Source organism: Streptomyces sp. NPDC021096, from assembly GCF_040641275.1.
Taxonomy (GTDB): Bacteria; Actinomycetota; Actinomycetes; order Streptomycetales; family Streptomycetaceae; genus Streptomyces.
On record NZ_JBFADG010000024.1, the window covers coordinates 1 to 13714 of the forward strand.

Annotated in this window: 10 protein-coding genes; 5 read left to right on the top strand and 5 right to left on the bottom strand. The window is 72.3% G+C overall.

Going from position 1 to position 13714, the window contains the following annotated elements:
• Positions 1 to 22: 22 nt before the first annotated feature.
• The 4 genes from AB0G59_RS24110 (at position 23) to AB0G59_RS24125 (ending at position 7041) form a co-directional block, all read left to right on the top strand.
• The gene (locus tag AB0G59_RS24110) at positions 23 to 529 is read left to right on the top strand and encodes a GNAT family N-acetyltransferase (protein ID WP_360915163.1); all 507 of its coding nucleotides are present in this window, start codon (positions 23 to 25) and stop codon (positions 527 to 529) included.
• Between the two features lie 221 nt (positions 530 to 750).
• A complete protein-coding gene (locus tag AB0G59_RS24115) occupies positions 751 to 4290 on the top strand; it encodes a hypothetical protein (protein WP_360915166.1) in 3540 nt (1179 codons plus the stop codon).
• Positions 4291 to 4406: 116 nt separating this feature from the next.
• Positions 4407 to 5990, top strand: a complete 1584-nt coding sequence (locus AB0G59_RS24120) for an FAD/NAD(P)-binding protein (protein WP_360915169.1) — start codon at positions 4407 to 4409, stop codon at positions 5988 to 5990.
• A 115-nt stretch (positions 5991 to 6105) separates the two neighbouring features.
• Positions 6106 to 7041 (top strand): oxidoreductase, encoded by a 936-nt coding sequence (locus AB0G59_RS24125; protein WP_360915172.1) that lies wholly within the window; start codon positions 6106 to 6108, stop codon positions 7039 to 7041.
• Positions 7042 to 7060: 19 nt separating this feature from the next.
• On the opposite strand, the gene AB0G59_RS24130 is transcribed toward AB0G59_RS24125, so the two are convergent.
• From AB0G59_RS24130 to AB0G59_RS24140, 3 genes are read right to left on the bottom strand one after another with little or no spacing between them, the layout of a single operon-like run.
• Entirely contained in the window at positions 7061 to 7723 is a 663-nt protein-coding gene (locus tag AB0G59_RS24130) for a methionine ABC transporter permease (protein WP_360915175.1), read from the bottom strand.
• On the bottom strand, positions 7720 to 8733 hold the full coding sequence (locus tag AB0G59_RS24135; protein WP_360915178.1) for an ATP-binding cassette domain-containing protein: 1014 nt from the start codon (positions 8731 to 8733) through the stop codon (positions 7720 to 7722). Before AB0G59_RS24135 ends, AB0G59_RS24130 begins: the two co-directional genes overlap by 4 nt.
• Positions 8734 to 8736: 3 nt before the next feature.
• Positions 8737 to 9615, bottom strand: a complete 879-nt coding sequence (locus AB0G59_RS24140) for a MetQ/NlpA family ABC transporter substrate-binding protein (protein WP_360915181.1) — start codon at positions 9613 to 9615, stop codon at positions 8737 to 8739.
• A gap of 238 nt (positions 9616 to 9853) precedes the next feature.
• Here AB0G59_RS24140 and AB0G59_RS24145 point away from each other — a divergent pair, with 238 nt between their 5' ends.
• Positions 9854 to 10762, top strand: a complete 909-nt coding sequence (locus tag AB0G59_RS24145; protein ID WP_360915184.1) for a hypothetical protein — start codon at positions 9854 to 9856, stop codon at positions 10760 to 10762.
• A gap of 29 nt (positions 10763 to 10791) precedes the next feature.
• On the opposite strand, the gene AB0G59_RS24150 is transcribed toward AB0G59_RS24145, so the two are convergent.
• Both AB0G59_RS24150 and AB0G59_RS24155 read right to left on the bottom strand, forming a co-directional pair.
• A complete protein-coding gene (locus AB0G59_RS24150; protein ID WP_360915187.1) occupies positions 10792 to 11478 on the bottom strand; it encodes a response regulator transcription factor in 687 nt (228 codons plus the stop codon).
• Positions 11471 to 13540 (bottom strand): GAF domain-containing sensor histidine kinase, encoded by a 2070-nt coding sequence (locus AB0G59_RS24155; RefSeq protein WP_360915190.1) that lies wholly within the window; start codon positions 13538 to 13540, stop codon positions 11471 to 11473. The genes AB0G59_RS24150 and AB0G59_RS24155 overlap by 8 nt, the downstream gene beginning before the upstream one ends.
• Positions 13541 to 13714: the final 174 nt, after the last annotated feature.

The following is a 13714-nucleotide window of genomic DNA, read 5'->3' on the forward strand; positions in this document are numbered from 1 at the left end:
GCCCGCCGAGGACAATGGGCCCATGCGCATCCGAGCAGTCCGCACCGACGAGTTGACCCTCCTTCAGGACATCGAAAGGGCCGCCGGGAGGTGCTTCCACGACATCGGCATGCCGGAGATCGCCGAGGACGAGCCGCTCCCGGCCGACGAACTCGCCCGCTACCAGCGGACCGGCCTGGCCTGGGTCGCGGTCGACGAAGCCGACGCCCCGGTGGCCTACCTCATCGCGGACCACGTCGACGGCAACCTCCACATCGAGCAGGTGTCGGTCCACCCGGACCGTGCCCGCCACGGCATCGGCCGTTCCCTGCTGGACCACCTGGCACAGCACGCACGCGCCACCGGAGTCCCCGCCCTGACCCTCACCACGTTCACCGCCGTCCCCTGGAACGCGCCGTACTACGCGCGCTGCGGCTTCCGCCCGCTCGACGACAGCGCACTCGGCCCGGGCCTTCGGGAGGTCCGACGGCAGGAAGCCGCGCACGGCCTGGACCGGTGGCCCCGGGTGTGCATGCGCCGGGACCTGTGACACCGCCGGCCGTACGCCGTCGCGCCCGGCGACCGGGGTGAGCGGCGTGCCGGGCGCGGGGGCGGGCGGCACCGCGCCGGTGGGGGCGGCGGGAGGCGCTCCCGCGGGCGCGCCGTCTGCGTCGCACGCAGGGATGATCCGTTCCCGGCGGCGGCGGCCGGGGCCCGGCGGAGGGGAAGCCTGGGAAGGACATCCGCCGCAAATCCCCCCGGGAGAACCCCATGGAGACCGCCACCCCGCCTGCCCCGCCGTCCACCGCCCGTCCGCCCGCGCTTCCGCTCAAGGTCGGGGTCAGCGAGGTGCTGGGCCAGGACGTCGTCATGGCGGCCGGCATCCAGGTCGACGAGCTGAGCCCCGCGCCCCTCGCCGTGTTCCACAACCCCTTCACGCGGGCGGACGAGACGCTGGTGGTGAGCCGGGCCTCGACCGCCACGGCCCTGCTGCACGTCCACCCCGACCCCGGTACGGCGACGGGCTGGCAGGCGACCGAGGTCTTCGCCTCGTACACGCCCACCGAGGTCGTCGCCACCGCCGGAACCAACGACGAGGGCAAGCCGTACGTCCATTGCTATTTCATCAGCGACGCCCGGGCGTTCCTCTCCGTGCTGAACAGCGACGGCAGGACGTGGGGCGAGGTGTATCCGATCCCCACCCCCGGCGCGCGGCTGCGCGGGCTGAAGCTCTCGCACTCCACGGGGAAGCGGCACGGCGACTCCTCTCCCCTGCACTCCCTCGTGGCCTCGGGGACGGAGACGGGGTCGGGCTGGATCCTCTCCCCGGCGCCGCACTCCGTGTGGACGTGCCTGGACGAGAACGCGCAGATCATCAGGGTGGGCTTCAAGCACTGGGTCTCGGCGGCCGCCGTCGGCGGAAAGCTCGTCGTCAACTTCGGCGACATCGGCACCTTCCGCGAGGAGTTCGGCAAAGAGGTGCCCGGGCATCCGGCGGTACGCCGCGTGGTGGCCGCCTACGGAGACCCCGAGCGGGCGGCCTTCCTGATCCTCCACCAGGACGGGACGCTGCACCTGTGGCGCTGCGACCACCAAGGCAGGCCGGCCGGGAGCGGCCCCGTCGGGGAGATGTCGTTCCGTACCGCGGTCGCGCACCTGTGCCGCAACCACCCCGACCGGCCCGGTCCCGTCCGCTGGGACGTCTACGGCATCGACGACGACCGCACCCTGTGGTCCCTGCGTCAGGACCCGGTGCGCCCGCTCGGCGACGACGGGCTGCCGCGCTGGCTGCCGCCGACTCCCCTCGACCGGAACATCGCCGGGGTCGCCGCCTCCGTCGAACCGGTCTACACCCCGACGCTCTTCTCCTACGTCAAGGGCAAGCGCGGCCTGCGCAGGGAGACCCAGGACGCCCGCACCGGCATGTGGCACGAGCACGACGTCCGCGCACCGCGGCTGCAGGCGTACGAGATCACGCAGTACCGCGTCGAGGCCGTCGTCACCGACGCCAAGGGCCTGCCCGTACAGGACTACCCGATGACGCTGAGGGTGGCCAAGAACGCCTCCGCCTGCCCGGTGTCGCACCAGGGCCGCATGCTGACGGTCTCCCGTGAAGGCGTGGCCCTGCGCACCGACGGCTTCGGCAGGATCGCCATCGGCGTGCCGCCCAACGGCCTGGGCGCCTCCTCGCTGGAGCTGACCGCCGCGGACCTGCCGGCCCCGGTGCCCGTCCAGCCGGGCCGGGCCGTCCACACCTACCTGTCCGGGACGGGCACGCTGCGCGAGACCGACCCGGGCGGCGCCCTCAAGCCGTTCGACAAGCACGGCAAGACCCTGGGCACGGCCACGGCCCGCAAGGGCGGCGCCCTGGCGCCGCGCGCCGCGAACGAATCCTTCCTGGCCTCGGTGGCCGCCCAGGCGATCCAGCACACCGCGCTCATCGGCATGGGACAGCCGCTGCCCGACGGCGCCCGGGCCGTCCGCTTCAGCCTGGAGCCGGCCGCGCCCAAGGGCGCGCAGACGGCGGCCGTACCCCACCAGTTCGTGCTGCTGCGGACCGAGGAAGAGGTCGCCCGGCACGTCGAGGAGGTCAGCCGCAAGGGCGAGGCGACCGCGTACGGCTGGCTGGGCGACGCCTGGAACGGGATCAAGCACGTCTACAACGAGGCCGTGGCCGGAGCCGAGAACCTGGCGGAAGAGGCCCGCCAGAAGCTCCATCAGCTCGGCGGAGACCTGTTGCGCGCGGCGAAGAACGGCCTGATCGAGATCGACCACGCGGTCATGACCGGCGTCCACGAGCTCTCCACCCTGGCGATCCGCGTCGGCAACTCGATCATCGGCGGACTCAAGATCGTGCTCCACGGCCTGGAGCAGGCCGCGCAGTTCGTCGTGAACGTCTTCCACAAGATCGAGGCCTTCGTCGAAGAGGTCATCGCCTGGCTGAAGGCCTTCTTCGACTTCCCGGCGATCTGGCGCACGAAGATGGCCTTCCAGAAGTCGATGCACGACGCGGTCCCCGAGGCCAGAAAGGTCGTCACCACCCTGCGCGGCCAGGGCGACGCCGTGTTCGGGCGCTTCAAGAAGGACGCGCACACGGCCTTCGCACAGCTGAGGCGGAACGGGGCGGGAAAGAAGATCGCCGAGCTGCCCCACTGGCAGAAGGGATCGCAGGGCTCGGCAGACGGCAAGGTGAGCACGTCCGGCGTGTCCCACAACGCCCAGCACAACTGGCTGCAGAACCACATGGGCGCGAACTCCGTCTTCTTCCCGGAATCGGCGTTCGACCTGAGCGGGGCCGTCGACCCCGCCCCCTGGAAGGCACTGGCCGAGGCCGTGAAGAGGTCGGGCCAGGACTTCGGCAAGGGGCTCCAGGCCTTCGCCGACGCCAGCGCCGATCTGATCAAGGATCCGGGGTCGCTGAAGACCTACGCGGCGGTCGAACTCCTCGACGGCGTCGAGAAACTCGTCGACGGAGCACTCGACCTGGGCGACGCGGTCGTCCTCGCCCTCCTCGACGTCGTGGACGCGGCCCTCGACGCGGTCGGCTCGATGCTCGACAAGGAGCTGGAGCTGGGCCCGATCAACACCCTCTGGGCGTGGGCGGCGAAGCTCGCCGGATACGGCGACGACGACAAGCTCACCCTCGGCTCCCTGGCCGCACTCATCGGCGCGTTCCCCGTCACCCTCGTCTACAAGCTGATCAACGGCGCGGACAGCGAACCCTGCGCGGCCGGCCACCAGGAGGCCGACGACACGGCGGGCGGCGTGTCCTGGGGCTATCAGCTGGCCACCGGCATCCTGCAGATCGTCAACGGCGTCCTCAGCTCGATCAACGACCTCGGCCACGAGAAGACCCCCAAGTGGCTCGGCATCGTGACCCTCGGGCTCACCGCCGTCACCTATCTGACGGCATGCGCGTTCCAGCTGACCCCGCTGGAGGGCATCATCGCCGGCCCGTCCGTCGCCTTCGTGTACTCGCTGCTGATCTCCTGCTTCAGCACGGGCGACATCCTCGACTTCCTGGAGCTCGTGGCACCCCTCGCCGAGACGGCCCTCGGCGTCGCGGGGATCACCATGGCCATCATCCAGCTGGTCAACCAGCAGATCGACCAGGAGACCTTCGCCCAGGGACTGCTGTTCGGCGTCCCGGGGGTCTGCGGGCTCGTCATGCTCAAGCCCGTTCTCGACGGACCGGCCGGCCCGTACGCCCGCCCCTTCAAGTCCGTGGTCGACCTGCTCGGCAACGGCGCGGGAGGCGGCCTGCAGATCGACCTGGCGCTGAAGTCGAAGCCGCTGGCGGCACCGGCGTAGGAGACGACGGCCCGGCGGGGGCGGGGCCATGCTCCGCCCCCGCCGGGCCGGGCGCCGTCGGGGCTTCCCGGCACGCGCGCATGGGCAGGGTGAGCTACGGAAGGAAGGTGCTGCCCATGGTCCCCACGGCCCCCAGGAATCCCGGCGAACCCCTCCGGCCCGCCCTGCCTGCCGACGCTCCCTCACACGCGGCCCCGCCCTTGCGGCATCACGGGCAGGACGTGGTGATCGTGGGCGCCGGTGTCGCCGGGACCAGCGTCTTCGTCCACCTGGTCCGCGCGCTCTCCCGCAGGGCCGCGGATGCGGCCCGTACGGTCCGCTCGATCCTCGTCGTGGACCCGCGCCCGGTCGGCTGGGGGCTGGCCTTCGGGGACGACGACCCCCTGCTGCTGTGCAACAGCGCGGCCGAGGTCAACTCCCTCCTCGCCGACGACCACGCCGACTTCGTCGGCTATCTGCGCGAACACGGCTGGAGCGGGACCGCGCAGGACTGCGTCCCCCGGGCCCGGATGGCCGCCTACTGCCGGGACCGCCACGCCGAGGCACGGGCGGCCGCGAAGGCGCTCGGCATCGAGGTGCGCGAGGTGCGGGCGGACGCCGAGTCGGTCGGCGCACGGACGGGCGGACGCCACCGGGTGCGGCTCGGCACGCGGCAGGAACTGACGGCCGACGCGGTCGTCATCTGCACGGGCGTCCGCCGGCCCCGCGTCCCCGAGGGCTTCACCGGCCTCACCGCCCACCCGCGCTACCTCGACAGCCCCTACCCCTCCGACCGCCTCCGCGGGGAACTGCGCCCGCACAGCCGGGTGCTGGTCCTCGGCACCCGCCAGTCGGCCATCGACGCGGCCCTGCTGCTGTGCCGCGACGGCCACCGGGCCGTCATGACCTCTCCCTCGGGCCGGCTGCCCTCCGTACGGCTGTCGCTGGGCGCGCCCCCGCGCGACCTCCCGCCGGTGGAGCGCATCGCCCGCCTCGACCCGGCGGACCCCTGCCTGGAGGAGAAGGTGCTGCGTGCCGCGGTGGAGGCGGTCCGGCTGCTGAGCCGGCGCCCGCTGCGCCGGCAGACGTCCACGGCCCCCGACCCCGTCCAGCGCCTGCGGGAGGAGACGGCCCTGGTCGACGCGGGCGTCTGCCACTGGCCCGGCGTCGTCGTGCCCCTGCTCGAAGCGGCCATCGCGCTCGGCCCCACCCTGCCGACGGCGCGCCGCCACGCCCTGATGGAGCGCTTCGCCTGGTTCACGAGCTACTACGCCACGGCCATGACGGTCGTCAACGCCCGGCGGCTCCTCGCCCACTTCGCCACCGGTGCGCTGCGGCTGGCCCACCCCTACCCCCGGGTCGTCGCCTTCGACGGCGACGCCTGGCGGGTGGAGTGGCCCGGGCCGGCCGGCGCAGCGGACCGCTTCGACCACGTGGTCAACGGCACCGGCTTCCACCAGCCGGCGCTCCACTGGTCCCCCGACGGCCAAACGCTGCAGCTGACGCGGGCCGTGGACGGCGCCCGGGCCGTGGACCGTCTGGAGGCCGACCTGCGGGTGCGTCGCCGGCCCGGAGCGCCGCCGGAACACGTCTGGGTGGCCGGCGTGGGCACGCACGTACGGATCCCCTTCTCCAACCACCTGCGCAACGTGGCCCGGCAGGCCCGCCAGGTCGCGGAGGAGATCGCCGGGCGGCGCCCGGGAGGGACGGCCGGCGGGTGAGCCGCCGGCTCCCCTGCCCGTCCCACCCTTCCCGCCGGGCGCGCCTTCCGCCGGGTGGTCGTCCGGTCGGCGGACAATACGCTCGTCCGTACGCGACCGGCCGCCGAGGAGTCGCATGCACGACAGCTGGACCACCGACGACATGCCGGGCCAGGAGGGCCGGCTGGCCGTCGTCACCGGAGCGAACAGCGGCATCGGGTACGTCACCGCCCGTGAACTGGCGCGGGCCGGCGCCGAGGTCGTCGTCACCGGCAGGGACGCGGCCAGGGCCCGCGACGCCGCCGAGCGGCTGGCCGGGGAGGTGACCGGCGCCCGGGTCCGGCCCGACCTGCTCGACCTGGCCGACCTGGCGTCCGTCACCGGCTTCGCCCACCGCATGGAGCACGGCGGGCGGCCGGTCGACCTGCTCGTCAACAACGCCGGCGTGATGGCCGTCCCGCGGCGGCGCACCACCCGGGACGGCCTCGAACTCACCGTCGGCATCAATCACCTGGGCCACTTCGCCCTCACCGGCAGGCTGCTCCCCCTGCTCCTGCGGGCCCCCGCGCCCCGGGTGGTGACCGTCGGCTCGGCCATGGCCCGCCGCCCGTCGGCCGACCTCAGCGACCTGCAGAGCACCCGCAGGTACCGGCCCATGGCCGCCTACGCCAAGTCCAAGCTCGCCGTCGTGCTGTTCGCCCTGGAGCTGCAGCGCCGCGCCGACGCGGCCGGAGCACGTCTGACCAGTGTGGTCGTGCATCCGGGCGTCAGCAGGACAGGACTGCAGCGACACCTCGCGCGGCCGGTGCGGGCGCTGGGCCGGCTGACGCTGGACAGGGTCGTCGGCCAGGGCGTCGAGCAGGCGGCGCTGCCGTCGCTGTACGCGGCCACGGCCGGCGACGTCGTCCCCGGCGGCTTCTACGGGCCCACCGGCCGCTTCGAGGCGCGCGGCGCCCCCGGCCCGGTGGAGCTGCCCGCACCGGCCGGGGACGCCACGCTGGCCCACAGCCTCTGGGACATCTCCGAGACCCTCACCCGGGTGCGCTACCGCTGGCCCGCCCCGCCGCCGTGACGCCCGCGCGGCGGCGGTCTCACCTGCGCAGCACCTTGCGTGCGAGGACGTTGCCCAGCAGCTGGGCGGCCTGGACGAGGACGACGAGCACCGCGACCGTCACCACCATCACGGAGGTGTCGAAGCGCAGATAGCCGTACGTCATCGCGAGGTTGCCCACTCCGCCGCCGCCCACGGTCCCGGCGACGGCCGAGAAGTCGATGAGCGCGACGAGCAGGAAGGTGAAGCCCAGGATCAGCGGACCGAGGGCCTCCGGGACCAGCACGGTGACGATGATGCGGACCGGTCCGGTGCCCATCGACCGCGCGGCCTCGATCACCCCGGGCTCGACGGAGAGCAGGTTGCTCTCGACGATCCGGGCGACGCCGAAGGTGGCGACGACCACCATCGGGAAGATGGCCGCCTCGGTGCCGATCATCGTGCCGACCACGCTCCGGGTCACCGGGGACAGCGCGACGATGGCGATGATGAACGGGACCGGCCGGACGATGTTGATGAGGGTGTTCAGCACGGCGAACAGCGCCCGGTTGGGCAGGATGCCGCCCTTGCGGGTGGCGTAGAGCGCGAGGCCGAGGGCCATGCCGAGGACCGCCGAGAGGGCCAGGGTGACCAGCACCATGTAGACCGTCTCGCCGGTGGCGTCGACGACCTTGACCCAGAATTCGTTCCAGTCGACCTTCACCGGGTTCCCGCTTTCTCCAGGCCGGACAGGCGGTCGAGGACGGCGTCGACGTCCGCGTCCGTGCCGCGCAGTTCGAGGGTGACGCTGCCGAGGGGCCGGTCCTGGACCTCCGCGACGCCCGCGTGGGCGATCGTGAAGTCGACCGCGTGCTCGCGCAGCAGCCGTGACAGCTCGTGGCCGCCGGCCGCGTCCCCGCTGACGGGCACGGTCACCAGCCGGCCGTCGTGCCGGGCCCGCAGCCGGTCCAGGGCCGGGCCGTCGGGCCGGTCGTGGAGGGCGGAGCGGACGAAGGACTCGGTGGTGGGGTGCCGGGGCCGGGAGAAGACGTCGTAGACACCGCCGCTCTCCACGACCTTGCCGTCGGCCATCACGGCCACCGAATCGCACAGGGAGCGGACGACGTCCATCTCGTGGGTGATCAGGACGATCGTCACGCCCAGCTCGCTGTTGACCCGGCGCAGCAGGGCCAGCACCTCCTGGGTGGTCTGCGGGTCCAGGGCGGAGGTCGCCTCGTCGCACAGCAGGACGCCGGGTGAGGTGGCCAGGGCGCGGGCGATGCCGACGCGTTGGCGCTGGCCGCCGGAGAGCTGTTCGGGGTAGCGGCGGGCCTGCTGTTCCAGGCCGACGAAGCGCAGGGCCTCCTCGGCGCGTTCGCGGGCCTCGGCGCGGGAGAGCCCGGACTGTCCGAGCGGATAGCGGACGTTGCCGAGGACGGTGCGCGAGCGGAAGAGGTTGAACTGCTGGAAGACCATGCCGATCGACCTGCGCACCGCGCGCCGCTGTCGCTCGCCGAGGGTGCCGAGGTCGCGGCCGTCCACCAGGACGCTGCCGGAGGTGGGGGTCTCCAGGTAGTTGATCAGCCGTAGCAGGGTGCTCTTGCCCGCGCCGCTGTGGCCGACGATGCCGAAGACGCTGCCGCGTTCCACGGTCAGGCTGACGCCGTCCACCGCGCGGAAGTCCTCTCCCTGGGCGCGGGGGAAGGTCTTGGTGACGTCACGGAGTTCGATCATGTTTCAGCCCCGGTCCTGCCGCGTGAGGCGGTCGAGTTCCCCGGCCAGCTCGGCCTGGGGTACGTCCAGAACGTACCGGGCGCCGTGCGCCGACTTCCTTACGGCCGCCTGCACCGTGGCGGAACGGTAGATCTCGACGATCTTCCGGACGTTCTCGGTGTCCTTGTCCTTCGCCCGGGCGGCGATGACGTTGACGTACGGGCGGGCGGCGGCGCTCTCGGGGTCGTCGTGGAAGACCGCCTGAGAGGTGCTGTAGCCGGCCTGTTCGGCGACTCCGGCGTTGATGACGGAGGCGGCGGTGTCCTTCAGGGCGCGCGGGGTCTGCTGGGCGTCGACGGGGGTGATCTTCAGGTGCCGGGGGTTGGCGGTGATGTCCTCGGGCGTGCCGTGGATGCCGGCCTTCGCCTTGAGCTCGATCAGCTTGGCCTGCTGCAGGACGAGCAGGGCGCGGCCCTGGTTGGAGGGGTCGTTGGGGATGGCGATCCGGGCCCCGTCGCGGAGGTCCGCCACCTTCTTGTGCTTGAGCGAGTACAGGCCCATGGGCGCCACGGAGGTGGAGGCGACCGGCACGATGTCGGTGTGGTTGCGGGCGTTGAACTGGCTCAGGAAGGCCAGGTGCTGGAAGGCGTTGAGTTCGATGTCGCCATCCGCCAGGGCCCTGTTGGGCAGCTGGTAGTCGTCGAAGTTGACGATCTTGACGTCGATGCCCGCCTTCTTCGCCTCCTTGGCGAGTACGTCCCACTCCGGGTCGGCGCCGTTGACGCCGATGCGTACCCGGTGGCCGTCGGCCGCGTCGGACGCCCCGCAGGCCGACAGCGACAGCGCGAGGGCGGCGACCGCGGACACGGCCGCGAAGCGACGGCGGGACAGGGAGAGTTTCATGACCGGCTCATTCCAGGAAGTGCAGAGAAAGACGAATGCGTTCCGGGGATCGTAGGGTCGAAATGCCGATTCACCTGGGAATGAAAGGAACGGTTCATGATCTTGCAATAGACCGCAGGCGGGGCGCCCGGCGTGGCGGGAACCGGGCCTTGTGGGGCCGGGGTCCGGGCGTTGCAATCGGCTCATGACGATGGCACGGGAGAGAAGCGGCAGAAGCAGCGTCCTCAACCATCCGCGCATGGCCACCGGATTCGACCAGGTCGTCCACGCCCTGAGGGGCAGGAGGCCGCGCCTCCGGGCGGAGCTGCCGGGCGAACCCCGCTGGCGCGGGGACTTCGTGGCGCCCGGCCCGCGGGGGCCGCGGCTACGGCTGCAGGACTTCGGCTACGCGGCCCACGAGCTGAACCACGGCTTCGGCACGGTGGACGACACCGCTCTCGTGGGACCCGTGCGGATCCTGACGCCGGAGGGCCTGGAGTGTCTGACCGAGGTGTGCGACCGGCTGGAGAGCTCCGCCGGTACCGCCCGGTTCATCACCACGCGCCGGGTGCGCAGCGCCGATCAGATGTCGGCGTTCATCAACAACATGATCCGCGACCGCGGCTTCCTCCTGGCCTGCTCGCGGCTGGCGGGGGTGCCTCTCATCCCGCATCCGCTGCGGATCCCCACAGTCCAGATCAATTACTTCGAGGCCGACGGCCGTTCGGACATCGTGAAGTGGCACCACGATGGCATGGACTACGTCCTGACCATCCAGCTCAACGGCTACGAGGACTACGACGGCGGGCGCTTCAGCTACTTCCAGGGCCGTGCGGATCAGTTCACGGGCGCCCGGGAGGGCGATCCGCGGATCAAGGAGGCGCCGTGCGGGGAGCGCGGGGCGGCGCTGTTCCTGCACGGGAGCCGGATCTTCCATGCCGTCTCCCCCGTGACCAGGGGGCGGCGGGTGACGGTGGTGGTCTCCTTCTTCTGCCCGTACTTCGCCGGGCAGGACTCCAACACGTTCTGGCACCTGGCCGCAGACGACGGCATTCCGGCCACGGTGCCGAACTGGCTGCGGCTGAAGTGGCCCGTGCGGGACCCGGCGATGGACTTCAGCCTGCGGGCGGGGAGTCCGGTCATCACATGGGAGGACCTGCGCGAGTAGGTCCTCCCCCTCCCCGGGGCCTTCGCGGATCAGCCGCCGCCCCGCGGCGCGTGCCGCAGGTACGCCAGGACCGCGCTCACCCGCCGGTGCAGCTGTGGTTCTTCCGCCAGGCCCAGCTTGGCGAAGGTGGAGTTGACGTGCTTCTCGATGGTCGACTCGGACAGCACGAGCGCCCCGGCGATCGCCCGGTTCGTCTTGCCCTCGGCCATGTGCCGCAGCACGTCCAGCTCCCGCCGCGTCAGGGCGGCCAGGGGCGCGTCCGCCGCGCGGGTGTGGCTGCCCATGAGCACCTCGACGATGCGGGGGTCGACGACGGAGCGCCCCGCGGCGACCTCGCGCAGGGCGCGCAGCAGCTCGTCGAGTTCGCCGATGCGTTCCTTGAGCAGATAGGCCAGGCCGTCGGTGCCGCGCTGGAAGAGGTCGAAGGCGTAGTTCTCGTCGGCGTGCTGGGAGAGCATGACGACGCCGATGCCCGGGTGGCGGGCGCGGATGGCGTGGGCGGCGGCGATGCCCTCGGTGTGGTGGCTGGGCGGCATGCGGATGTCGGCGATGACGGCCTCGGGGCGCAGTTCCTCGACGGCGTCGAGGAGTTCCGCGGCGTCGCCGACGGCCGAGACGACGTGGACGTCGCCGGTGTCCTCCAGCAGCCGGCGCGTGCCCTCGCGCACCAGGTAGTGGTCCTCGGCGATGACCACGCGCATCGGTTCCTCAGTCACAGATCTCCTCCCGCACCCGCTCGGCCAGCCTGGAACGGATCGTGGTGCCGCCGCCGGAGCGGCTGGTGATCCTCAGGTCGCCGCCGACCGCCTCGATCCTGTCGCGCATCCCGGTCAGCCCCGAGCCCCGGGTGGTGGCGGTGGGGAAGCCCACGCCGTCGTCGGCGACCTCCACCACGAGCCAGCCCTCGCGGCGCGCTATGCGGATCGTCACATGGGTGGCGTCGGCGTGCTTGAGGACGTTGGTGAGGGCTTCCGAGACGAGGTAGAACGCGGACTCCTCGATGTCGAGGGCGAAGCGCACCCGGTCCAGGGACTCCTCGGTGTGCACGGTGACGGGGATCGGCATCCGCCGGGCCCGGGAGGTGACGGCGGCCACCAGGCCCTGGTCGGTGAGGACCGGCGGGTGGATGCCGTGGGCGACCTCGCGCAGTTCGTCGATGACGCGGTAGGCGTCGTCCTGGACCTCGGTCAGCACGGTGTGGATGTCGCCGCCGCGGCCGAGCCGGTTGCGGGCCAGGCGCAGCTTGGCGACCAGGGCGACGAGGTCCTGCTGGATGCCGTCGTGCAGCCGGCGTTCGATGCGCCGCCGCTCGCTGTCCTGGGCGTGCACGATGCGGGCGCGGGAGGCGTCGAGCTGACCGGCCTGGCGCTGCACCTCGTCGACGCGGGTGGACAGTTCGGCGGCGAGACGCACGTTGTGGACGGCGAGGGCGGCCTGGCGGGCGAGGGTCTCCACCACGTCGTGGTCCTCGGGGGTGAAGCGGCCCTCGGTCTTGGGCCCGTACTCGATGAGGCCGAGGATGTCGTTGCCGTAGCAGACGGGGAAGCCGCTGCCGGATCTGTTCCGGGGGTCGGCGGGGATCTCCTCGCCGGCCGTTCCGACGTGGACGGGCAGGTCGCCGCCGCCCCCGAGCCGGACCCGGGCCCAGCGCAGGCCCAGGCCCTCCTGCAGGCCGGCGGCCAGCTGGGGCGCCAGCCGCCTGAGGTCATAGGCGTGTTCGAGGGCGCTGCCGAACTGGACGAGGAGTTCGAAGCTGCTGAGCCGGTCGCCGAACACCCGGCGCTCGGCGAGCTGGTTCAGCCGGGCCCGTACGGGCTGGAACAGGGCGGTCGCGGTGACCGCGACCAGCACGGACAGGCCGATGGGGAAGTACTGGCCCGCGGTCAGCCCGAGCGTCATCGCCATGCCCAGGTACCAGCCGCTGATGATCAGCCACAGGGTGCCGTAGACGACCGAGCGGCGGATGACGATGTCGACGCCCAGGAGGCGGTAGCGCAGCGCGGCGTAGACGACGGACAGCGAGATCAGCACGTACGGCAGGGCCCCGAGGGCGGAGCCGATGAAGTAGAGGACCCCGGACTCGCCGTGCCAGGGGCGGAACAGCCGGGAGGCGGCCCGGCCCAGGAAGAGGACGGCGGCCGTCGCGCCGATGGGCAGCAGCGCGGCGATGTCGCGTTCCCCGGCCGCACGGGCGCGCAGGCAGCGTACGACCAGCAGCGCGCCGCCCACCCCGGGCAGCCAGGCCTCGGGGTAGTAGAACACCGCGTACTCGACGACCCGGGTGGGCACGCCCGCCAGCGGCAGGACGACCGGCAGGACCAGCAGGACCCACAGCGAGCGCAGCACGGGGCGCTCGTAGCGGAACCGGAAGCGGCCGTCGGGCAGCAGGGCCAGGAGGTGGGCGACGAGCAGGGAGACCGCGAGGTTGTCCCACTCCGTCGGCAGGACCACCAGGCAGGCCTCGAGCGAGGGCAGGCCGTTCTCCGGGGCGCTGAGGTCCCAGCCGAACCAGGTGGTCAGCAGGGCCGAGGTGTAGCGGATGCCGATGCTCACCGAGAGCGCGGCGCCGATCAGCAGCAGCCGGCGGGCGACGGGGCTGGCGGGGGCGTGCCACCACGCGAACAGACCCGCGCAGTAACAGGGCAGTACGGCGCCCAGGATCCACGGCAGGGTGACGGTGTTGTTCCGCAGCAGAAACGCTCCGGTTGTCACGGCCCACAACAGGCAGAGCCCGCCGAAGAACGCGGCGATCCGTATCGCCCGTTCGCTACCCCTCACGCCTGCCCCTCACGAACGACATTATCGACGGCTGTCGTCGCGGCGGTCCAGATGATGTCGCCGCGGGTCGTATCTGCCACGGGGCGTATAGCGGAAAACCTCTATGGAGATCGGAGGATTCCGGGATGTGCGCGGCGGGCCGGGTGCGGCAGGCTCGGATTGTCTGCCATTTGC

Coding starts and splice junctions, on each gene's coding strand:
- AB0G59_RS24110 (WP_360915163.1), top strand. CDS start 23: ATGCGCATCCGAGCAGTCCGCACCGACGAGTTGACCCTCCTTCAGGAC.
- AB0G59_RS24115 (WP_360915166.1), top strand. CDS start 751: ATGGAGACCGCCACCCCGCCTGCCCCGCCGTCCACCGCCCGTCCGCCC.
- AB0G59_RS24120 (WP_360915169.1), top strand. CDS start 4,407: ATGGTCCCCACGGCCCCCAGGAATCCCGGCGAACCCCTCCGGCCCGCC.
- AB0G59_RS24125 (WP_360915172.1), top strand. CDS start 6,106: ATGCACGACAGCTGGACCACCGACGACATGCCGGGCCAGGAGGGCCGG.
- AB0G59_RS24135 (WP_360915178.1), bottom strand. CDS start 8,733: ATGATCGAACTCCGTGACGTCACCAAGACCTTCCCCCGCGCCCAGGGA.
- AB0G59_RS24140 (WP_360915181.1), bottom strand. CDS start 9,615: ATGAAACTCTCCCTGTCCCGCCGTCGCTTCGCGGCCGTGTCCGCGGTC.
- AB0G59_RS24145 (WP_360915184.1), top strand. CDS start 9,854: ATGGCCACCGGATTCGACCAGGTCGTCCACGCCCTGAGGGGCAGGAGG.